Source organism: Oligoflexus tunisiensis (assembly GCF_001748245.1).
GTDB lineage: Bacteria > Bdellovibrionota_B > Oligoflexia > Oligoflexales > Oligoflexaceae > Oligoflexus > Oligoflexus tunisiensis.
Genome location: NZ_BDFO01000001.1, coordinates 6,893,734 through 6,916,645, shown reverse-complemented (window position 1 = coordinate 6,916,645; position 22,912 = coordinate 6,893,734). Strand labels below are relative to the sequence as shown.

At 55.7% G+C, this 22,912-nt stretch carries 15 protein-coding genes; 7 read left to right on the top strand and 8 right to left on the bottom strand.

The window, feature by feature from the left end; all coding sequences use genetic code 11:
* Positions 1-30: 30 nt before the first annotated feature.
* The gene (locus OLTU_RS28700) at positions 31-696 is read right to left on the bottom strand and encodes an outer membrane protein (protein ID WP_141736163.1); all 666 of its coding nucleotides are present in this window, start codon (positions 694-696) and stop codon (positions 31-33) included.
* Positions 697-999: 303 nt separating this feature from the next.
* On the bottom strand, positions 1,000-2,073 hold the full coding sequence (gene asd, locus OLTU_RS28695) for an aspartate-semialdehyde dehydrogenase (RefSeq protein ID WP_141736162.1): 1,074 nt from the start codon (positions 2,071-2,073) through the stop codon (positions 1,000-1,002).
* Between the two features lie 259 nt (positions 2,074-2,332).
* Here asd and OLTU_RS28690 point away from each other — a divergent pair, with 259 nt between their 5' ends.
* Positions 2,333-3,328 carry an MBL fold metallo-hydrolase gene (locus tag OLTU_RS28690; RefSeq protein WP_141736161.1) on the top strand — a complete coding sequence of 332 codons (996 nt, stop codon included), beginning with the start codon at positions 2,333-2,335 and terminating at the stop codon, positions 3,326-3,328.
* Here OLTU_RS28690 and OLTU_RS28685 read toward each other — a convergent pair.
* From OLTU_RS28685 to dnaE, 3 genes are read right to left on the bottom strand one after another with little or no spacing between them, the layout of a single operon-like run.
* Positions 3,325-4,767 carry an NFACT RNA binding domain-containing protein gene (locus OLTU_RS28685; protein WP_176737056.1) on the bottom strand — a complete coding sequence of 481 codons (1,443 nt, stop codon included), beginning with the start codon at positions 4,765-4,767 and terminating at the stop codon, positions 3,325-3,327. The two genes, OLTU_RS28690 and OLTU_RS28685, sit on opposite strands and share 4 nt — an antisense overlap.
* Positions 4,760-5,683, bottom strand: a complete 924-nt coding sequence (locus tag OLTU_RS28680) for a biosynthetic peptidoglycan transglycosylase (RefSeq protein WP_141736159.1) — start codon at positions 5,681-5,683, stop codon at positions 4,760-4,762. Before OLTU_RS28680 ends, OLTU_RS28685 begins: the two co-directional genes overlap by 8 nt.
* A gap of 32 nt (positions 5,684-5,715) precedes the next feature.
* On the bottom strand, positions 5,716-9,288 hold the full coding sequence (gene dnaE, locus OLTU_RS28675; RefSeq protein ID WP_176737055.1) for a DNA polymerase III subunit alpha: 3,573 nt from the start codon (positions 9,286-9,288) through the stop codon (positions 5,716-5,718).
* A 262-nt stretch (positions 9,289-9,550) separates the two neighbouring features.
* Here dnaE and OLTU_RS28670 point away from each other — a divergent pair, with 262 nt between their 5' ends.
* The 5 genes from OLTU_RS28670 to OLTU_RS28650 are packed head-to-tail and all read left to right on the top strand — an operon-like array spanning position 9,551 to position 14,249.
* Positions 9,551-10,552 carry a sulfate ABC transporter substrate-binding protein gene (locus tag OLTU_RS28670; RefSeq protein WP_141736157.1) on the top strand — a complete coding sequence of 334 codons (1,002 nt, stop codon included), beginning with the start codon at positions 9,551-9,553 and terminating at the stop codon, positions 10,550-10,552.
* Between the two features lie 2 nt (positions 10,553-10,554).
* Positions 10,555-11,394: a sulfate ABC transporter permease subunit CysT gene (gene cysT, locus OLTU_RS28665; protein WP_141736156.1), complete on the top strand. Its 840-nt coding sequence runs from the start codon at positions 10,555-10,557 to the stop codon at positions 11,392-11,394.
* A 3-nt stretch (positions 11,395-11,397) separates the two neighbouring features.
* Positions 11,398-12,279 carry a sulfate ABC transporter permease subunit CysW gene (cysW, locus tag OLTU_RS28660; RefSeq protein WP_141736155.1) on the top strand — a complete coding sequence of 294 codons (882 nt, stop codon included), beginning with the start codon at positions 11,398-11,400 and terminating at the stop codon, positions 12,277-12,279.
* Entirely contained in the window at positions 12,280-13,302 is a 1,023-nt protein-coding gene (locus tag OLTU_RS28655; protein WP_141736154.1) for a sulfate/molybdate ABC transporter ATP-binding protein, read from the top strand.
* Positions 13,303-13,325: 23 nt separating this feature from the next.
* A complete protein-coding gene (locus OLTU_RS28650) occupies positions 13,326-14,249 on the top strand; it encodes a CysB family HTH-type transcriptional regulator (protein WP_141736153.1) in 924 nt (307 codons plus the stop codon).
* Between the two features lie 14 nt (positions 14,250-14,263).
* Here the strand turns inward: OLTU_RS28650 and OLTU_RS28645 are convergent, their stop codons facing one another.
* The 3 genes from OLTU_RS28645 to OLTU_RS28635 form a co-directional block, all read right to left on the bottom strand.
* Positions 14,264-17,599 carry a hypothetical protein gene (locus OLTU_RS28645; protein ID WP_141736152.1) on the bottom strand — a complete coding sequence of 1,112 codons (3,336 nt, stop codon included), beginning with the start codon at positions 17,597-17,599 and terminating at the stop codon, positions 14,264-14,266.
* Between the two features lie 155 nt (positions 17,600-17,754).
* Positions 17,755-18,786 (bottom strand): hypothetical protein, encoded by a 1,032-nt coding sequence (locus OLTU_RS28640; RefSeq protein WP_141736151.1) that lies wholly within the window; start codon positions 18,784-18,786, stop codon positions 17,755-17,757.
* A 42-nt stretch (positions 18,787-18,828) separates the two neighbouring features.
* Positions 18,829-20,949, bottom strand: coding sequence for a hypothetical protein (locus OLTU_RS28635; RefSeq protein WP_141736150.1), 2,121 nt, complete (start codon positions 20,947-20,949; stop codon positions 18,829-18,831).
* 146 nt (positions 20,950-21,095) lie between these two features.
* On the opposite strand from OLTU_RS28635, the gene OLTU_RS28630 reads away from it, so the two are divergent.
* The gene (locus tag OLTU_RS28630) at positions 21,096-22,910 is read left to right on the top strand and encodes a HEAT repeat domain-containing protein (RefSeq protein WP_176737054.1); all 1,815 of its coding nucleotides are present in this window, start codon (positions 21,096-21,098) and stop codon (positions 22,908-22,910) included.
* Positions 22,911-22,912: the final 2 nt, after the last annotated feature.

The window sequence follows — 22,912 nt, the reverse complement described above, 5'->3', positions numbered from 1 at the left end:
GTCGTTGGCGAGGCATCATGTGAGACAGACTTAGAAGGAGTAGCCGACCGACGCGATGAATTCATTTTTCTGCAGAGTCACATCCTTGAGCTGGCCTTTCAGGCTGGCGTCGCTTCCCACTGCAGCCAGTTTCGAATCAATGGTGCCTTTCGAAAGCGTATCGCTGAAGCGGTAGCCGAGGCTCAGGTTCACATTCTCAGCGACATCAAAGCGGCCGCCCAAGCCCAGGTCATAGTTCAAAAGATCTGCACTTTCACGCTTCAGTTCCAGGCCGCCTGCCTTTTGATCTTCCGGATCCACCATGTGGTAGGAGAGGCCGCCCAGACCGTAGAGAGCAAAACCATCCTGCTTATAGAAGTCATAGCTGGCGTTGGCAGCGACGGACATATCGGAGTATTTCATTTCATCATCATCGCCGTCGTAGTCAGCATAACCCAGGCCGCCGCCCAGACGGAGAGCTTCGTTCACTTCATACTGAAGGCTGACACCAAAACCGGGAGCGGTGAGAGTATCAGGTTTTTCATCGTTGTCGTCGGTGATGCTGATGCCGGTGACGGGTTCCTGAATTTTGGCTTTGCCGAAATCCAGTTTACTTTGAGAACCGATGACTTCACCTTGAACTGTAAGGTCGGCGCTGTAACCCGAAGCAGCAAAAAGAAGAGCAAGAGCGGACACGGAGATGTTTGCGAGTTTCATGAAAGATCCTTTCTCGAATCATTCTTTGTTGGTTGATCGGTGACGGATGCCTCATCGCGTCACGGATTGGCTCTGAGCAAGAGCCGGTCCACCGCGGGCTACCCGGAATGGGTCACCAATAGATAGCCATGTAAGCCCAAAGAGGCGCGATTTTTGAGCAATTTGACGCGATTGGCCGGGCGACCGTGTCTTTTGAAGTCGAGTCTGTGTCCTTGAGGTTGTGTCCTGGAACTTACAGTCGGGAGGTTCTGGCATGCTTGATTAGGATGGCGGGGCCTTGGCCGCCAAGGCCCCGGAGCTTGATCAGATGTAGCCTGTGACGCAAAGATTTTCGGCCACCAGAAGCGCGCCCTTCGCGGCACCGGCTTTGGTGTTATGCGAGAGAAGAACGTACTTCAGACCGCCGAGAGCCTTTTCCTCGCGAATGCGGCCCACGTGGGTGGACATGCCACCATCCTGATCGCGGTCGATGCGCGGCTGCGGATGGAAGGGATCGTCATGCACGGTGAAAAAGTTTTTGGGAGCGGACGGCAGATCGCCGAAGTCCGTTTTGTATTCCTTGAAGGCGGCAATGGCCGCTTCCACCGTGGCGGGGCGCTCGGTGGCAATGAACACGGTTTCCGTGTGACCATCGGTCACGGGCACGCGGGTACAGGTACAGCTCACAGCAAAGGATGCCGGCACAAATTTTTCGCCCTGCAGAGCACCGAGAATTTTTTGCGTTTCGATCTGCACCTTTTCCTCTTCCTTGGGAATATAAGGCACAAGGTTATCGAGCATATCCAAAGCGAGCACGCCTCCGTTGCGACCCGCGCCGGAGGTGGCCTGCATCGAGGTCATGATCACGGTTTTCAAGCCGAAGGCTTTTTGCAGAGGAGCCAGGGTGCAGGCCATGCCGTAGGTCGTACAGTTGGGAATGGGCACGACAAAACCCTTCCAGCCGCGTTTTTTCTGCTGCGCGCGGATCATGGCGGCATGCGCGGTGTTCACGCCAGGGATCAGGAGCGGAACGTCCTCTTCCATGCGGAAGGCGCTGGCGGTGGAAACGACGGGAACCCTGGCCGCATAAAGGGGCTCCAGTTCCTTGGCGGCATCGGAATCAATGGCCGTGAAAACGATATCGATTCCATCGAGGTTCAGCTCAGGTGCCGACTCGATCATCATGTTGCGGAACTGCTGGGGAATGGGTTCGGGTTGCCACCAACCGATCTGGCCATTCGGGGCCCGGAGCGCATCTTCATAGCGCTTGCCGGCGGAACGGGGCGATCCCGCGAAACGAACAACTTCAAACCAGGGATGGTTGGCCAAAGCTGTGAGAAATTGTTGACCGGCGATACCCGTGGCGCCGACGACAGCGACTTTTTTCCTTATGCTCATCTTACGCTCCCCAAAACAAGAGGCCTTCTCAGTCCTCGGATGTTCCCTAAATCAAGAGGCCTTTCTCAGGCTTTGACAGGCTTATCAGCATGGAGATGCCATAGCAGAGTCCCGCCTCGGAATCCAGCGAGGAAAAGCTGGTTTGGAATGACCTGGCCCGGGATGGTGGACATGGAGCCTGACGGTGTCATAGGCTGGAAGGAGAAATGTCGCGCCTCTGCTGTCAGGCAGGGACGCGGGGCTGCATGGCGAGGAATTCATGAGTTTTTTAGGCATTTTCCGCCGCACGGGATATCAGGGACCGGTCTCCGATCATTTCGATGGGGAGCGGTTTATCATGCCTGGCAACCCCTTCGACAAGAGCCGCGAGGCGGTCCTGAAGTGGATGCTCACCCGGGAGAAGAGTCGCTGGCCGGCACGGGTGGATCAACCGCCCCAGGTTCGACCGGAACGCACGGTGGGAGCGGATCGCGTGGTGGTGACCTTTGTCAATCACGCCACGCTTCTTGTGCAAACCCATGGACTCAATATCCTGACCGATCCGGTCTGGTCGGAAAGGATCGGACCCGTCTCGTTCGCTGGGCCCAAACGCATTGTGCAGCCCGGGATACGTTACGAGGATCTGCCGCCGATTCATGCGCTGCTTCTCTCGCACAATCACTACGATCATATCGATATGGAAACCGTGCTGCGTCTTTTCCGGGATCATAAGCCGCGGATCCTGGCCCCGCTCGGTGATGGCGACTGGATGCGCGAGGCCGGGATTCCGGGCATCGAGGAGATGGACTGGTGGCAGACCCTGCCCCTGAGTGCGGATATCACGGCCACCTTCACCCCGAGCCAGCACTGGTCGGCACGTGGGCTTTTTGATCGCTGCCTCAGCCTTTGGGGGAGCTTTGCCATCAACGTCAAAGGACAGACTTTTTATTTTGCTGGTGACACAGGTTATGGACCGCATTTCAAGACGATTGCGGAGCGATTTCCGCGCATCCGGTCGGCGTTCATTCCCATCGGGGCTTATGAACCGCGCTGGTTCATGCGCTACCAACATAACAATCCTGACGATGCGGTCCTGGCTCATCAGGACCTGCGGGCGGAGCACAGCATCGGCATTCACTTTGGATGTTTTCAGTTAACCGATGAGGCCTGGGATGCGCCGGCGCGTGAATTGAAACTGGCTCTGGAAAAATACGCGGTCCCTGCCGCGGATTTCGCCGTGCCGCAGCCGGGCTCGGTGTTTTCCTATAAGCTTTAGACGCGCACAGTTTGCAGAATGTTTTGCAGCTCCTCTTCCGAATAGCGGAAGAACAGGCTTTCCGATTGATTGATGCGCCAGAGACCAGCGGGCATGCCGCGCTGCTTCTTGAGAAACTGCTTGCGGGTCACGTAGCATTCGCCGGCCAGGTCGTCGCGCATGCGGCTGAAATGGAGGGCTAGGATCGCGGCTTCACGGAGAAGCTGGGTCGGCAGGGCCTGGCGGATATCCGGCGTCACAGGTACGATCACATGAGAGCCGGTGACGCCCACCGCATGAAACCAGAAATCATTCGAACGCGCGGCCTTGGTCAGCTCATCATTGTCCATCGCGGACTTGCCGACAAGGATGCTATGGCCGGTGCTGGCCGTATAGGTTTTATAGGGTTTGCTGACCGGTTCCGCGGTTCCCGCCGAAGATGTCGTGCTCTGCAGCTCGGGCAATTTATATTTGCGAATCAGTTGCTGCAGGAAGGCATCGGATTTCTGTTCGCGCTGCAGCTCCTCCAGATCCTTTTCCAATCCACTGACATAGTCGCGCGCGATTTCATAATGCTTCTGACCCAACTCGCGGCCGCGCCGGGCCTTGTGCAAAGCCGCGAATTTTTTCTCCATGTTCTGACCCACGGTCGCTTCCGGATCGAGACTGATGACGAAGTCCTCGGGCAGACCGGTCAGAGTGGGTTCAAGACGCAGCTCGAAAGCCTCGGGTTTGACCATCCACGCATAGCTTTGCAGAAGGTTGGCTTCGCGTTCCTTTTGGAGCACGTCCTCGGCGGAGGGAATATCACCCTTGGCCTTTTCCAGGGTTTTTTTGCTGGTTTTGTGCTTTCGTTTGAGGCGGGACGTCAGATCCTTTTGCAATTTTGAAATGGCCGCTTCGGGCGCGTCTGTCTCCGCATCTTTCGCAACCGTGTCGTCCACGTTCGTGGCGTCACCACGCAGATCCCGCATGAGTTTCGGTAGAAGATCCGTGAGATCGGAGAACGTGGGACGCGGTTCGCCCTGATGTTTTTTGGTGAAGGTTCCCTTCTGGCCATAGCTGACAAACACGGTATCGTCCGGCGCCATCAGCGAGGCGAGCGGCGGCTTGCTGCCCGCCAGGCGCAGAAGCCAGGGCCTGGCGGTGTCCGGACCGCTCAGGAGAGGGATCCAATAGTCCCCCGAGGGCGGATGATGCAGGATGGATTTGATGGTGAAGGTTGCGATGTTCTTCCGCAGAATCTGAATGAACGCGTGATTGGCATCGGCATCCGCCGGCTTTTCCGCCTGCAGGCGGGTGCCAAAGGACTGCTGCCGCAGGTCGATAAAAAGGTGCGATTTTTTTGGAAATCCGGTTTCCCCAGGGGCGCCGAGCGGCTGGCATTGAAAGACGAGGCTTGGATCGCGGGCCACCCAGGTTTTAAGGATGCGGAGCTTATAGGGATGTGTATCAGTCATGACGTTTTCCAATATTGTCCTGATGGTCCTGCAGGCGACGTTTTTTGCGAGGCGGATCCTTTTCCCCGGCAAAGGGCTGAGGATCATCCCCGGGCAGGGCCACGTAAGGATCGATGAATTCATCCTTCATGTTCTCGTTGGGATTGTACCCCTCGATCGGTTTGCCAAAATCACCTGTGGCCAGTGCTGATTCCCGCAGCGCAGGTGTAATGAAATTCAGTTTGTACATTTCGTCGATGATCTGGGCATAGCGCCGGTGACCGAAGGTGGTCAGCTGCCTTTGCCGCAGACCACGGGAAAAACGGTTGGGGCTCGGCAGGACCAGGGCCAGGGGAGCCCCATCCTGGATGGTGAGCAGTTCGGGTGTGGTTTCAAAGAAATGTTCGGCAGCGGATTTGATGCCGAAGACCCCATCCCCGAATTCCACGAGGTTGATATACCATTCCAGAATCCGATCCTTGTCCAGGATCCACTCCAGAATTATCGCCCCCAGAGCCTCCCGAAGCTTGCGCAGCAGGGATTTTTCAGGCCCCAGAAAGACCATTTTCACCACCTGCTGGGTAATGGTGGAGGCCCCGCGGGCATAACGCTTCTTTTCCATATTGAAGGCGATGCTGTTGCGGATTTCCGTGAAATCCAGGCCGGCATGTTCATAAAATCGTGCATCCTCGGCCACGACAATCGCATTGATCACGTGGCGCGAGACCTTGTCGATGGGAACCCAGGACTCCTTGCCCGGACCAACCTCAAAGGTCTGGGGGCCGGACTTGGGCCAGCGGACGATGGAAATGGCTCCCTCCTTCAGGTCCCAAACCGGAGGGATGAGCAGGGCCAGCGCCATGAGGCTGGCGAGGATCAATACCAGCAGCGCAGCGAAGATGTTTCGCGGAAATCGCTTGAAGGATTGAAAGTCCATCCGCCGGCTCCTTGCTTGCAGGGCGCTGAAGTTCAGGCATACTGCAGACTCACACCCTCGCGCTTTAAACTGAACAGCGATTGACAGACGCTGTCGTTCAAATCAATGCCTAAACGCTCAGGCTTGATTCTAACCTGCGCTTTCTCAAAAGCCAATTCCAGAGCGAGCGGGGTGCTGCCCGGATTCTCCTGGATCATGTCCTGCAGGCGTTGCAAAAGACGCTGCTGCCGCTTCAAAGTCCGCGGATCCATCTCGAGTTGACTGGCGAGTTGAATGACCGCTTTTTTGATGACGTTACGACGCGTCTGCTGCAGAGGCTCCAGTCCACTGACGCGGACGTTGATTGAAACCCCATCAAAACCCTGCTGGATGCTGAGTTTCAAAAGCACCATGGAACCCGGTTCGGGGCGCGGACCTTCCGGCAGATCCCCTTCAAAGGACACGGCCTCCCAGCTGCCGGTTTCGTCCTCGATTTGAAAGTAGTTCATCTTCTTGCCGGTTTTGGTCAGTCGTTCGGATGTCCCGTTGAGCAGCGCCACCACATGAACATCCTTTTTCCCGATGTTCTTCGGAATATCCCCGACCCGCAGCTGGCCAAAGCGTTTGGCATCCATGGCAAAGCATTCCGCCGGGTGACCCGAGAGGAAAACACCCAGAAGTTTTTTCTCCTTATGCAGCCATTCAATCGGCGAGAGTGAGGCCTCAGCATCGGCTGCAGCCTCTTCCCAATCCGCCAGCTGCGCCTGCTGTGGATCATCATCGAATTCGTCGAAGAGCAGCCTTTGTCCCTGATTGCGTGCGGAATGATGCGCCTCGCTGTAACGCACCATCTCGGCCAGAAGATTCGTGAGTGTCAGGCGGGATTTGCCAAAGCCGTCGAGGGCTCCACCCTGGATCAAAAGTTCCAGGGTTTTCTTGCCGACCTGCCGCAGGTCCACGCGCTTGGCGAGATCCGTCAGCGAATGGAATTTGCCGCCCCGTTCGCGCTCCTTGATGATGGCTTCGATGGACGAACCACCAATCCCTTTGATGGCAGCCAATCCAAAGCCGATGGCCTTGGCCTTTGGCACATCAAATTCCAGGTAGCTGCGGTTGATATCGGGCGGATAGATGGTGAACTTCAGACGCCGGCATTCCTCGATATAACGCACGAGCTTGTCGGTGTTATCCAAATCGCAGGTCATGATCGCCGCCATGAACTGCTCGGGGAAGAAGGTCTTCAGATAGGCCGTCTGATAACTCACAAGTCCATAGGCCGCGGAGTGCGACTTGTTAAAACCGTAGGCCGCGAATTTCGCCATCAGCTCGAAGATTTCATCGGCGAGTTTTTCGTCGATGTTATTTTCCTTGCTGCCCGAGAGGAAACGCGATTTCTGCTTGGCCATTTCCTCGGGCTTTTTCTTACCCATGGCGCGGCGCAAAAGGTCGGCTTCACCGAGCGAGTAGTTGGCCATGGTCGCAGCGATTTTCTGCACCTGCTCCTGGTAAAGAATAATCCCGTAGGTATCGGAAAGGATGCCTTCGAGCGAGTCATGCGGATATTCGATTTCCTGCCGCCCGTGCTTTCTTTCGATAAAGTCATCCACCATGCCGGATCCCAAAGGACCCGGACGGAACAGGGCCACGACAGCGATGATGTCTTCGAAACGGCTCGGTTTCAGCTTGCGGAGCAAGGCCTGCATGCCGGAACTTTCAAGCTGGAATATGCCAACGGAATGCGCCGAGGAAATGAGATCATAGACCTCCTTGCGCTCGAGGTCGATGGTGTCGATATTGAATTTAGGATCCTTGCTTGCCCGAATGAGTTTGACCGCGCGCTGGATCACGGTCAGTGTTTTGAGACCGAGGAAGTCGAACTTCACAAGACCGACTTTTTCGGCATTCTTCATCTCATACTGGGTAATGAGCGAGCCATCAGGAGCCTTGTACACCGGAACGAGGTTCGACATGCCGCCATCGGCAATCACCACACCGGCGGCGTGCACCGAAGTATGGCGGCTCAGGCCTTCGATCTTGAGCGCGAGGTCGAGCATTTTCTGCATGTTCTCGTCCTTGCGGCCCTCTTCCAGAATGCGCGGCTCACGGGCCAGGGCATCCTTGAGCTTGATATCCAGCTCGTTCGGAATCAGCTTCGCAATACGATCGACCTTGCCGTAACCGATCTCCAGAACGCGGCCCACGTCGCGCAGGGCGGCCTTGGCCTTCATTTTTCCGAAGGTTGTAATCTGGGCCACGTTATCGGCACCGTATTTTTTCGTCACATACTTGATCACTTCATCCCGGCGATCCTGACAGAAGTCGACGTCAAAGTCGGGCATCGACACCCGCTCGGGGTTCAGGAAGCGTTCGAAGATCAGATTGAAACGCAAGGGATCGAGGTCGGTGATGCGCAGTGCCCAGGCTGCGACCGAACCGGCACCCGAACCCCGGCCGGGACCGACCGGAATATCATGATCCTTGGCCCAGTTGATAAAGTCCTGAACGATGAGGAAGTAACCGGGAAAACCCATCGAAATGATCACTTCGATTTCATATTCGAGGCGTTTCCAGTATTCCTGCTCGCGTTCGGGCGTGAGCGAGCGGCCATAAAGAACACGGATGGTTTTGAGGCGCTCCTCCAAACCTTCCTTGGCCAGACGGCGGAGAGCATCGGGCTCGGATTCCCCGCTGGGCAGTTCGAAACGGGGCAGGAAATATTCCCCGAACTTCAATTCCAGATTGCAGAGGTCGGCAATTTTCTTCTGATTCGCCAGCGCCTCAGGCCAGGCTCCATAACGGGCTTCCATTTCCTCATTGTCGAAGACATGAAATTCCGCATTCTGAATCCGATTGCGGAGGTGCCGCATGGTGAGTTCGTTTTTGATACCGGTCAGCACCGCGTGGGCTTCCGAGTCCTCGGGATTCAGATAATGGGCATCCGAGGTGGCCACGAGCGGCAAACCATAATGCTGGGCTGCGGCGACCAGCAGGGGCAGCATGCGTTTTTGCTGAGGTATATTGTTATCGATCAGCTCAATATAATAGCCGTCCTCTCCAAAGATGCTGCGCATCCGGGCCACGTGGGCATTCAGGGCGGTCACAATCGGGGCCAGCTCCTCGCTGGGATCCTTGAGCTCCGCGATCGGATCGCGGCTGTGCTGCGCAAGCATTTCCATCAGGCTGCCGAACTCTCCGCGCAGACAGCTCGACATTGCAATGAGATCCTGGCTCTGGCTGCTGAGATGTTCTTCCTTGACGGTGGGAATGGCATCGGTTTCCGACGCCTGCAAATATGCGGAACTCACCACGCGGCAAAGACTGTGATAACCTGCCTTGGAACGGGCCAGCAGCACAAGGTGGAAGGCATCCATGTTCCGCACGCGGTTGAAACCATTCTTGCTCAACTCGCGGCTGGCCGCGACCCCTTCCCAGTAGATTTCCGTGCCGAGTATGGGTTTGATGCCGTTGTCCTTGCATTTCCCATAGAATTCAATGGCCCCGAACATGTTGCCATGATCAGTGAGCGCCACGGCCGTATGCCCAAGTTTCTTCGCTTTTTTAACCAGATCGCTGATCCCGATGGCACCATCGAGCAGCGAGTATTCACTGTGAACATGAAGTTGCACGTATTGATTCGTAGAGCTGGCGTCCAATGGGCTTTCCTCGGAATGAAGGCGTAGGAGGAGCTGAATTCAGCTAAAACGACCTCCGATTATACCTGTGTGGGTCCGTACAGCAAGGCGCAGGAACGGCCAGACCCGGTTGGTGTGGCTTGATGACGGGCTACCGCCAGGTCATATCCGGATTTGGAATAAGCTTCCAAGAAATACTTCGTTCCGTGCTGGGGGCCGGGTCGTTAGCATGCCTCCTGACACAAGGGAGGATGCCATGCGCCTGCGCCGTTACCTTACAGGTTTTCTCGCCACCTGGCTGCTCATTTCCGGTCTGGCGGAGGGCAAACCCCTGCTGAACGTATCCTACGATCCCACGCGTGAGCTGTATAAGGACATCAATCGTGAGTTCATCGCTCATTGGAAGTCCATGACAGGGGAAAGCCTCGAGATACGCCAATCGCATGGCGGATCGGGCAAGCAGGCGCGAGCCATCCTGGACGGTCTGGACGCGGATGTGGCGACCCTGGCCCTGTCCTATGACCTGGATGCCCTGGCGGATCGCGGGCTCATGGCAGCCGATTGGCAAAAAAGGCTTGGCAGTCAATCCGCGCCTTACACCTCGACCATTGTGTTTCTGGTGCGGAAGGGAAATCCCAAAGGCATCAAGGACTGGAAAGATCTGATCCAACCCGGCGTCCAGGTGATCACGCCGAATCCGAAGACGAGTGGCGGGGCCCGCTGGAATTATCTGGCCGCCTGGGGTTATGCCCTGAAGCAGCCCGGTGGCAATGAAGCCAAGGCCCGGGAGTTTGTGCGTGCGCTTTATCACAATGTGAAGGTGCTCGATGCCGGCGCGCGAGGAGCCACCACGACCTTTGCGGAACGGCGCATAGGGGATGTGCTGCTGACCTGGGAAAATGAAGCATTTCTGGCCCTCAGGGAATTGGGGAAGGATCGGTTTGAGCTGGTGGTGCCCAGTGTTTCCATCCTTGCGGAACCATCCGTGGCGGTTGTGGATAAGGTTGTGGATAAAAAAGGGACGCGCAAGCAGGCGGAAGCCTACCTTCAGTTTCTTTACACTGAGAAAGCCCAGGACATTGTCGCACAGCATGGCTTTCGGCCGCGATCGGCCGCCGTTTTGAAAAAGCATGAGGCGCTTTTCAAACCCATCCAGCTCTTTACCATTGATGAACTCTTCGGCGGTTGGCGGGCCGCCCAGAAAAAGCACTTCAGTGATGGCGGCACCTTTGATCAAATCCACGGCGTGAGCAGCTGATCATGACAAGCCTGGCTGGAAAACGGTCCATCGTTCCTGGGTTTCGGCTGACCCTGGGCGTCACTCTTTTCTATTTGGTACTGATGGTCGTGATTCCGCTGGCGGGCCTTGTCTTCAAAACTTCGACTCTGAGCTGGGATCAACTTTGGCAAACCATCAGTGCGCCGCGGGTTCTCGCTGCGGTGCGACTCAGTGTTGGGGCCGCGCTGGCCGCGGCTTTGGTGAATGCGGTCTTTGGAACCCTGCTGGCCTGGGTCTTGATCCGTTATCAATTTCCGGGACGTTCGCTCGTGGATGCCCTGGTGGATCTGCCGGTGGCCCTGCCGACGGCGGTGGCCGGTCTGGCCCTGACGGCCGTTTATAGTGAACATGGAGTGTTGGGACGCCTGACGCAGAGCCTGGGCTGGCCCGTGGCGTTTACACCGACCGGGGTCTTCATTGCCTTGATTTTTGTTGGCATTCCTTTTCTGGTGCGCACGGTGCAGCCTGTTTTGCAGGATTTGGAAAAGGCGCATGAAGAGGCCGGAGCCACCCTGGGCGCTTCCTCGTGGCAGAATTTCCGCTATGTTTTGCTGCCTCAGCTTTTGCCGGCCATCGTCACGGGTGCGGCTCTCGCCTTTGGGCGTGCGGTGGGGGAGTATGGTTCTGTGATTTTTATCGCAGGCAATGTTCCCATGGTTTCGGAGATTGCGCCGCTGCTCATCATCAGCAAACTGGAACAGTACGATTACGCCGGGGCCACAGCGATTGCTCTGGTCCTTTTGGGTATTTCGATCATCCTCTTGACCGCGATCAATTATCTACAGGCGCGGTTGCAACGCTTTCGACAACCTTTGGTGTAAATCATGAGTGATACCGCATCCACACTTGTTCTGCCGACGGCTGTTCTTCCGGTCCGCAAGACGCTGGCTTTATCAGCACGCAAGCTGGTGCCGGCGGGATTGATCCTTATCGCTTTGACTTATTTTACGGTGATTCTGCTTCTGCCGCTGGTCACAGTGATGATGGAAGCGTTCAGCAAAGGGTTGACGTTTTATGCGGAATCGCTCCTGGAAGCGGAAGCCCTTGAGGCCATGCAGTTGACCCTTCTCCTGGCGATTCTGGTGGTGCCATTCAACGCCGCGTTCGGCATTGCGGCCGCCTGGTGTCTTGGCAAGTTTCGCTTTCCGGGCCGTGCGCTTCTGATGACTCTGATTGATCTTCCGCTTTCCGTTTCTCCGGTGGTGGCCGGTCTGGTTTTTGTCCTGCTGTTTGGGGCTCAGAGTGTTCTGGGACCCTGGCTCCTCGAACACGATATCCGCATTATTTTTGCCCTGCCCGGGATCTGGCTCAGCAGCCTTTTCGTGACCTTGCCTTATGTGGCCCGGGAGGTTCTGCCGCTCCTCGAGGCGCAGGGTCAGGAGCAGGAGGAATCGGCGGTGATGCTGGGCGCAAGCGGCTGGCAGACCTTTCGTTATATCAGCCTTCCGCAGATGAAGTGGGCCTTGATTCATGGCGTGATTCTTTGCAATGCCAGGGTCATGGGTGAATTCGGTGCGGTTTCGGTCGTGTCCGGGCATATCCGGGGCGAGACGAATACCCTGCCGCTGCTGGTGGAAATCCTTTACAACGAATATCAGTTTACCGCGGCTTTTGCGGCAGCCTCCGTTCTCGCGGTTCTGGCTCTCATAACTCTTGTGATCAAACGCGTGGCCGTCAAGCACAGCGTGACAGTATCGGAGCATTGAATGAGGATCTCCCTTCGGCAGATTGAAAAGGCTTTTGGCACCACTCCGGTTCTGCGTGGCGTGAGCTGTGAGATCGAGCCGGGTGAATTCGTTACGCTGCTGGGTCCTTCAGGTTGTGGGAAGACGACGCTGCTTCGTATTATTGCCGGTCTTGAGCATGCTGATCATGGATCCGTGCTGTTTGACGGTTTCGATGCTGCCCAGTGGACGATTCAGGAACGCCGTGTGGGCTTTGTCTTCCAGCATTACGCGCTGTTTCCGCATCTCAGTGTCTTTGATAATGTGGCCTTTGGTTTGCGCATGCGCTCCCGCCGCAGCCGGATGCCGGAGGGAAAAATTGCGAAGCGGGTTCATGATCTATTGGGTCTGGTTCAGCTCGGTCCGTTGGCTGATCGCTATCCCCAACAGCTGTCCGGTGGGCAAAAACAAAGGGTGGCCGTGGCCCGCGCCCTGGCGATTGAACCGCGGGTGCTGCTCCTGGATGAACCCTTCGGCGCGCTCGATGTTCATGTGCGGCAGGATCTGCGGGAACAGCTGCGAAAACTGCAAAAGGAGCTGGGGATCACCTGTCTGCTGGTGACCCATGATCAGGATGAAGCGCTGGCGCTTTCGGATCGCATTATGCTTTTAAATCAGGGCGTTATTGAGCAGATCGGGCAACCGGATCACCTTTACCGGGAGCCGGAGAGCTTTTTTGCGATGAATTACCTGGGCTCGGTGAATGAACTTCCAGCCCGTCTTGTTCAGAAGGGGCGGGACGGGAGGATTTTTGTGCGGGCGCATGATCTGGAACTATTTCCTGCAGTTAGCGGCTCACCCCAGGCGGCCATCACATCGGTGGTGCCACGGGGGGCTGTGATTCAGGTCGATCTTGAGGCTATTGATCCGAATTTTTCCGGGCCTTTGCGGGCGGAAATCCCTCGCGATCGTTGGGATGGTTTCGGCTGGCATCGCGGCCAGCTTGTGTCCTGGAAAATCAAGGCGTATAAAGACTTTCAGCGCCTGGCCAGCCAGGAATCATAGCCTTTCAGGACGGACCGCCAGCCATGAACTTTCAGCAGCTTCGCATTGTTCGGGAAACCATTCGCCGGGATTTTAACCTGACCGATGTGGCGGCTGCTCTCTACACCTCACAACCTGGGGTCAGCCGGCACATCAAGGATCTTGAGGATGAGCTCGGGATTGAAATTTTTGTGCGACGCGGCAAGCGGCTTCTGGGGTTGACGCCGGCCGGGCGTGAACTGGCGGAAGTGGTGGAACGTATCCTGGTCGATGCGCAGAATCTGAAGCGCATTGCGGATCAGTTTGCCAGCCGGGATCAGGGGCATTTGCTGATTGCCACGACGCATACGCAGGCGCGTTATGCTCTGCCGGATGTCATCAAAAATTTCAAGCGAAGCTATCCGAAAGTTCAATTGGGCCTTCATCAGGGCAGTCCCCGGGAAATCGCGGCGATGGTCGTGAGTGGTGAGGCGGATTTTGCGATTGCCACCGAGGGGCTGGATGCGGTTCCGGAGATTGTCACCTTCCCCTGCTATGGGTGGCATCACGGGGTGATCGTGCCGGTGGGGCATCCCCTTGGACAGGTGGAGCGGCTGACGGTTGAAGCGCTCGCTGAGTATCCGATCATCACCTATCAGGAAGGGTTCACCGGGCGCTATCAGATTGATGCGGCGTTTGCGGCGGTGGGTATGACACCGGATATTGTGCTGTCGGCGATTGATGCCGATGTGATCAAGACCTATGTGGAAGTTGGTTTGGGCATTGGCATTATTGCTTCCATGGCTTTCAACCCAGGGCGTGATCATGGGCTGCGGCTTTTGGATACGAGTCACATCTTTGAACGCAGCGTCACCAAAATCGGGCTGCGGCGTGGGCACTACCTGCGGGATTTTGCTTACCGGTTCATTGAGAACCTGGCGCCGGATTTGAAAGAGAACGCGGTGCGGGCGGCTTTAAGTCGGGAGTGAGTGAGCCGCGCTCCTTAGTCCAGGTTCAGGTCAAGCCGCAGGAGTTTGAAGTTGCTTCCCTGGACCCACAGCCTTTGATAAGGGTCCAGCGCAAGATCCAAAAATCCAACCGGCTCATCCGATTCCATCCTTGGACGAATTTCCTCTGGAGTCAAAAGCGTGACCCATTTCTTATCACGGTAAACATGAACGCCCTTCCCAAAGGACAGGAACATCAGACCGAGCCTGGTATAATGATAGCGGCCGTTCTGGGCATCAGCCGGCGGTTTCGGAATGATTTCCAGGTCACGCCCGTTATTCGTATAAAGGCGCAGCGGTGAACCGCTCGAAGCCTGGGTCAGGAGGTGATCGGGACCCACCTGCCGCAAGAAGCGTGACGTGCCGGGAAGTCTTTCCTCCATCCAGCTTCTTTCCTCCCAGGTCCGGGTCGTCTCATTCCAACGGAGAAAATTCCCGCCGTTGCTCACCAAAATTCGATCGGGAAGGAAATACCAGCGAATATTGACTTCGACCTTGAAGTTTTCCGGCAAGGGGACGGGAATCATCGCATCTCCGTCCAGAATCCAGACATCCCGCGAACCAGTGGCATGGGCCCAGATGCGACCCTGGACATCAGGATACAGCGCGAATTCCGGGGTGCTGGGAAACGTATGGAGGAGCTTGAATGAACCTTCCGCCGTGATCGCGTAGAGTCGCCTCCAATTATGACCATAGGTGCGACCCTGACCATCCACCAGCGTTTCCGCCAGGACGGAACCATCGCCTATCGTATCAGGGAACGCCTTGAGCCAACCCTGATCGGACGTCCCCCGCATCAGGCCACCGTGCGAGAACAGGAATTCCGGCAATCCTTCGGTGTTGAATCGGAATGAGGTGACCTGCGAATAGGTCTGACCATCCTTGATGCCGGCTTCCTCGCGATAGCTGTGCCACGCGACAGGATCAATACGGTGGATCGAGCGCTTGCCTTCCGTATTCGGTAGTGTCAGAAACCAGCGTCGGCCCTTCCCATCCGTTATGATCTTGCGATCAAATGCGGTAATGGAAAAACTCCCCAGTGGAAAGTAGTGAAACGTATCACTGGCGGTCCAGAAGCCAAATCCATGACTGGTAAAATGGGCATCACCCATGGCCGTGGTTGCCGAGTCGGGAAATGCTTTTATCAGCCGATCGGATCGTATCCAGTTTTGCGTTGATTCATCCCAGGTGGCATCGTTATAGGTAACCAAACCGTGTTCATCCAACTGAAGCGTGGAATAGGCCCGAAGAGGCGTCAGCCGCGGTCGAGCTTCCACCAGGCGCCAGCTGCCATTTTCGAAGAAGGCCACACCATCCCACAGAGTGGAGTCCGGCAAAGCACGGCCGAGCACCCACACCCGCTTTTTGTAATCCAGGACGATGTCGTTCTGGGAAACTGGACTTCGCGGAAGAGCCTCCCACGTTCCATCCGCCTGGCGCTGATAAATGGGTCCTTCATGACAACTGATCACCTCAGACTGGTGGCCAGCCACGGTCGTGATACGGCAGGACTTTGGATGGTCCAGGCGCTGCCATTGCTCATTCTGCCAAAGCCTGGCGTCGCCTGTTAAACCCTGACACCAAAATCCGGAGGCATGGTGCGCCCTCATCTCAAAACGGCAACTCTCGAGAACAGGATCATCCGCAATCTGCTCCCATTTCCCTTCCTTCCATACGGCAGCCCCATGGCTTTCAGCGCTTTTCCATACGACAAATATATCGCGGCTTTTATCCTGGACGCTCCAGAGGCGCGAGACATCCGTCGGGGTGGGCAGCTCAGCGCTATCCCAGTTTTGGCTGCCTTCGTTCCATCGATAAAAGCCCGGGCTTGCCATCACAAAAATCTGATCATCCCTGGCTCGATAAATCGCGCTGGGCACGTGTTCTGGAAGCGCCATGGGAAGGGGCATGAAGCGCTCCGGATAGATCCACAGGGAACGGGTGGCCTCTTCCACCTGACCCGCCTGATCCGAACTGCGAACGTGGACCCTCATTTCCATGCGCTGCGCTTTTTGGTTGGCCCAAAACTGACTCAGGGAAAAACGAATGTTGGGGCCGCATTTTCTATAGTCACCCAGCGTCTGCCCCGCGCAGGACTCGCCCGTGCAAATCACGTCCTTGCCGGGCAGGGTCAGCTGGCCGTTCACACGGAAATCCACCTTGCATTCCAGATCCTGTAAGAGTCGTGCATCGGAAAGCTCCGGATGCGAAACCGCCGCCACCGCTTCGACGTCCACGGCCGCATATTCCATCACACTCAAAGGAATATTCCAGGAAGGATTTTTCCAGGACACATCCAAACGCGGCGCCGAATCGGAGACAGCGAGTCGTTCGCAAAAGGTGGGCGAGCGATTGCCCGCGCGATCTTCGGCGTAAACGAAGTAATGGAAAAGGCCGGTTGTGTCGGTGCGTTTTTGTTCGATGGGTTCAAAGTTTTTTTCGTCCAAACAACGTGAGCTGGGGGCGCAGGCGACTGGGAGAGTCGGCAGGAGATCCTCATCCGCGGCCAGCTCTTCCCGACAGAAGCGTAATTCATAGCGAATCGGCGATTCCGCATACCAGGGCAGACGTTCGCCCTTTTTCACAGCAAAGGGTTGATTCGTGATGCCGCGGGCATAGCTCAGACCCTGGACTTCGGGCGGCTTTCTTTGAATATAAAGGGGACATTCCGCCTGGGAGGAAAGCTCCTGATCCCAGGCCTCCATGGAATTGCGATAACTGAGCTTAAGTGGGTAAACCCCTTCCGGGAGTGAAGGCGGCAAAAGATTGGCTGGTTGTGTCAACTCAGAAAGACCATAGGGTTTATCCAGCAGGAGCAGGTTCCCAGCCTGCAGCTGGACTTCAATCGATTCCAGACTGCCTTGAGCATTGATCTGAAGGGGTGAATTCAGATCACCTTGGGAATGGAGTCCGTCCTTGGGACAAAGGAGCTGGATATCGACGCTGATCTTTTTTCTAAGGACGAGTTCGGCCGCATCCCGCGACGCATCGGCCGTCACAGGGGCCGCAATATGGAGGCCGGCATCAGGAGCAAGCACCTGAATCAGTCCGGTTTCGTTCGGAGCCAGAAGGCAGCCTTTGGGCGTGACGTGAAGCGGCTCAATGTTTTTCTCAGGATCGACGAAGCGCGCCTTCACACCGGACAGTATCAAGTCCGTCGGTCTTTCTCCTGATTCCAGGATCAGGGCATAGGCTTTGCGATTGCGATCGATCGTATTCGGTTCCACACCGCAACGTATGGCGACAGCCTCGAAGTTTTCTTGAAACTTCTGACAGGATGACAGGAGCTGGTTGAGCAGCACGATCCCAATGAACAAAGAGTAGCGCAGCATGAAGACTCCTGGCTGGAGGTGCCCGCAATTTACACCGTCGGAATATGGAAATAAAGAAGGAAATGCCGGGGATGGGGAGAGATCAACCCCTTGCAGGCCAAGGAGTTGGATTTGATTCACAGAGCGGCCGCCAGGGCGGCCCACTGTTCCTTGATTCATTGCATGGCTGGAGTTGTCTTGAGCTTTTTCAGGATTCTGGCGCTGCAGGTGACGACGGTTTCGCCTGCGGGAATATAAAGGAATTTGCCTGTACTTTCGTCCTTTCTGTCACTGCAGATCCGGTTTTTGTTGATCAGATAACGGGAATACGCTTCGGCCGCCAGCTCCTTGGCCGTCTGGTTCCCGCCACCGTAATAAACTCCCAAAAACGTGGCTGCTGTTGCGCCAGCCGGCGTTATTCCAAGTCGAAAATCAAGGCTGTGCGCGGCTTCATGCAGGATGGTGAAAGGATGAATGTCTTTTTTCATCAAAGCCTTACGGGTAATCGCGATGATGCCACGTCCGGAAGCTTGCACATAATCCTTGATGTCCTGATCAGGAACACCCGTATTCATGGATTTGCCGAGCCAGGAAGCCACTTCCTGAGGCGCGAAGTAACCTCCGCCATCCGCCCTTGAACCTGGCAACTTGTCCACGATAAAAATCGGATCCAAGAGAGCCATCTGCCGGCTGGGAATCTTTGCCAGGACTGGGTTGATCTTGTCCAGATCATCCTGCACCAGATTGCTGGCATAGCTAAAGACGGGAGCGTTGTAGGTCAGGCCCTTCTCTTCTTTAAAGGCACGCATGTAAAGTCTTTCCACTTTAAGGCGGATCGTATGGAGGAGGGCCCGATCGGTTGCAGCCTCACGGATGGCCTTGCTGTGGATTTCAGCCGCGCGAATCCAGGCGCGACGTTTTGCGCCCAACGCTGGGACCTTTTGCCCTTGAACGAAATCGATGCCCTGCTGAGCTTTGTAATAGTCCCAGGCAGCCGTCGTCGCCTTTGCGGTTAAATTGTACTGCTTCAATACCGTTTGGATCTCAGCCCCGTTGAGCAGGTCAGAGAAAGCCTGCAGCGCAGGGGCAACGGCCGCCGCTTCGTGAAGCTCCGATTCCGATGAGGGTGTGAATTCACGGCCGCAACCCGCAAGGAACAGGGCAGGTGCCAGGGCCAACAAAGCACATTGGATCAGTTTCGTGGTCATGGTGTTGTCTCACTTTAAATTAGGGTTGAACGAACCTTGCTGTCATGGAAGACGTGGAAGGACCGGCAGCCTGGGTATCTCAGGCAGTACTGTAGGAAAACATTTTGTTGGGTTGTTTCGACAATATTCGACAAACCAATTTTTGTCCCGGCAACTGCCGTCATCCCGAGCGACCTGGTCCTTGGGACAGATGCGCTTTCCCTTGTCGTCCATCTGCAATTTGTCCTTTTCAAGTGTCAGCGTGCAGACCTTGTTCACACAGCTTTCACTTTTCTTGACGCTGCCCATGACGGCGGGACCGCCAACTTTGAGAAAGAGCTTATGCATCGCATCGCTCATACCAAATGGGCCAAGATTCTTCGAGTGCCAGTAGTATTTCCCGTCGGATGCCAGGACGTAGCGATCATCGGCATTGGATTTGAAAGTTTTGGGCTCCGTGAGAGGCACACCCCAGTTGATCGTTTTCTTGAGGAAAAATTCCGCAAAGGCATCGTCTCTTTCCAGTTTGACAACCGTGGCCTTGCTGTTCGCGGCCTTTGCCTTTTGCAGAAAGTAGGCATAATCGTGAGCTTTGACCAAAGCCCGCTCGACCTTGTCATTGGCGAATTCAATTTCATCCGCTTTCGGGATGCTGGTCCAAAGCATGTGATCGGCGAGTTTGTGAACGGCGTAGACTACGCCGCTTCCCCTTTCGGCACCGACATGGAAAAGTCTCCCTTCCTCAAAGAAATAGATATCGGCTACGCCGGTTCGGGTAAAAAAGCGAGCGAGAGGATCCTTGATTTTGGCGGCAAGCCTGCGCCATGCTGCGTAGACTCTCTTGTCCATATAGTAGGAAAATTTGTTTTTTGCGTATTGGGCCCGGACCATATAGCCTTTTTCAAAGGCCTGCGTCATGGCGGTTCCTTCTATTTTGGACAGTTCTTTCATGGCACCCAGCTCATTCTTGAGCTTTGCAGACGTCTGATACTCACGGTACATAAAGGCATCCGTGTGATGGAGTGAGAAAAGCCCTGCTTCACAATGTCCCAAATTCATGCTCATTTGAGCGACCATTTCAGGACCAAAGGCACAGTCGGCCAGGTCGAGCGTGGAATCTTCCAGGGCTCCGATGCAGGAGAGTTTCGCCTCCTCGAGCATTTCCTTATAGGTCTTCACCAGACTCAGGCCGGTTTCGGTTTGTAGCGGGACTTTGAATTCCAGGCCGCGGTCTTTCATGATGTTCAAGCGGGCCTCACAGGCTGCGGCCTCCAGGTCCTGCTGATTCAAAAAATCAAAGGTTGACCGGAAATCCTCCCAACTTTGACTGTCTTCCGCAGGGTCCGTGTTTCGCAACACATCACTATAAAGTGCGTACTTGCGATCGATGACGACGGAGGTCTGATCATTCAATGGTGTTCCGGTGCGCATATGTTCGTAAAGAAGGGCGAATTCCCCCGGACTTTCCCGCAATAGATAATGACTGCCGGTGTTGCCGAACAGATCTCCCGCGGCTTTTCCAACGTAAAGATAATTCACAGTTTTAAGCGGCAACTCACCAAGAGTTATGCCCAGCTTGTCTTCGGTTTGCCCCAGGTTTTCCAGCGTGGATTGCAGCGTGGCCTTCTGATGATCGCTGTCCACATAAATTGCCACGATGGCGTAAAGGGCATCACCGTGGCGATACTCCTTGAGAAATTGGTCACCACAGGTGCTGGTAAATTCACGAAAGCTGGTTTGCCAGGTGTCCTGCATGCTCTCTTTTAGTTTCGCATCGGCATGGACTCTCTCGGTCGCATAGGTCCTTTGAAACTTGATCAGGACGTTCATGACACGCGGATCCCGATCCAGCGTCAGAGCCAACTGGGCCAGGGGATCGCTGGAGGCCGCGTTGGTGATTTCTGAGAAAGGCACGCCGAGTCTTCCAGCTAAATCAACGGGACCATTCAGGCGTCCGATGGACAGCTCGCGGCTGCCGCCCTGCTGCCTAACCACAGTAAAGTCAAGACATTCAGCCATCGATCGACCGTTCAGAGAGTGGCGTCCCTGACCGAGCCATTGCGGAGTTTCATCCGCCATCAATTGCGAATGCGCCTTCTCAGTTCCCGGCGCGCAGGACGTCAGGATGCTGCCGACAGCTCCCGCAATAAGGGTTGATACGATTTGATGCAGCCTAGGACCCATAACATCTCTCCGAAGTTGGTTTTCGTTCCAGCGTCGACGGCAAGACGGATCCGCTTCGATTTTCCTGCGTAGACCCGCAGCAAAGGGGGTATCGGATCCGTATTGTCATGGAAGCCTCATCACCAGTCTGGAGAAGGATGGAACCCATGGGCGTTAGGATTGAAAAAAAATGGCGAATGGCGGCCGGCCTGTTCCTTCTGGCCCTGGCCGTCGGTTTTGGCTTGTATTGGAAAGATGGAAGATTTCACGCGTCCGCCGGTCAGGAGGAAACCTATGTGATCGATCCCGGCACGCAATTTGTCTATCATTTCCACTACGAGAGTCAGGGCCTTGGCCAGAGCGATGTACAGGGCACGTCCGATCGCGCCACTCCTATCGTTCCGAAAACGGAAGTGGACGTTGCCGTTGAGGGTCGACTCTATCTGAAGCTCCTCGAGTCCGAAAAGGACGTTCTGATCTTCGAGATGCATCTCAAACCGGACCGCTGGCGTTTTGCAAGTGGTGGCCTCTCCTTGCCAAAACCCACGGACGATTTTGCGGGATGGCTCAGGATGAGTCCCCGTGGTCGCATTGAAGGGTTCCAGTCTGACGAGGTTCAGTATCAGGAATATTCCATGCTGCTGGCGGACCTGCTCAGTCTTGTGGACCTTGAACTTCCGGTTCAAAAGAAAACGAAGTGGGCGTCCCAGGCTCAGAGTTTTCAAGGGGCCAGTCCGGTCACCATCCTCTTGAAAAATCGCAGCGGATCGCGGCTCACCCTCGAAAAGATCTATGGTTCCACGAGCGAACAGCATATTCAAGGCGTGGGACAGCATGAGATCGATCTACACAAATTCTGGAAACGCGTGGATGTGACCCGCGAACGCCAGACGACGGCACCACGTGGCAGCATAGCCAGAGATCGCAGCCGCCTTCAGCTCAAATCGATAGCAGAAGCCTGGGATCGCGAGGCACCGAGGCCGGAAAAACTCAGCATTTCCGAAACCATGAGCGGTGAGAATTATCAGAGACTTGTTGAACGTGATATGCATCGGCGTGAATTGAAAGGCCGCGGCTGGGATGAAATCCAGGCGCTCATGGAAGACCTTCCCCGGCTCACCCAACAGCAGCGTGTGGAACCCTATCTGGCTCTCAAAGCCTTCATTTATTTTCATCCGGAACAGATCGGGAAGCTCCGTGAGTATTTGGACCTTCCCTACAAGGACCCTCGCTGTTCCACTGTGGCCGCGGCCCTCACCGCCGTTGGCAACCGGGCGGCGCAGGAACTCCTGATGCAGGCTATCGACGCGTCCCAAGCCGGGAACCAGGAAAAATTCATAGCCCATCTGGGTCTTGTGGAACATATCGAAGAGTCAGCCGAACAAAGAATGCATGAGCTGGCTCGCGATCTGACAGTCCCGCGAAATCAAAGAGCGGCGGAACTCGCCATTGGCGTGATGGGATCCCGTCATCTCAGGCACGGTCGTGCCGATGGCCTTCAGCGATCGCTCGACTATGCACGGCAAAAACTTTCCACAGCCGACAGCGATCGGGACACGCAGCATGCCTTGCGCATTCTGGGCAATATAGGAGCGCCGGATCAGGTCGCGTGGATAGTTCCGTACCTGCAGAGCGAAAAGGAGGAAACCCGGCGGGAAGCTCTGCGGGCCATGCGCTCCGTGCAGGACGATCGCGCCTATTCCATCCTTCTGACGACACTTCAGCAGAGTCCCTCCGAGCGGTTGCGTGAGACGGCGATTGAAAATCTGAATGGAGGCGCGCAGGACCAGAGGACATTTGAAACTCTGAAGAATGTGCTCGTTCAGGAGCGCAATGACCGCATCATCCGGCAGATCGTAAGTCACCTGGCGAATATGAACAAAACTCATCCTGAAGTCCGGCAGCTTCTTGCTGATTATCTTGAAAATTGTGGTCGGACGGATGTGTGTGGTTTCGTCTCCAGTGTGTTGGCCAGTTTATAACA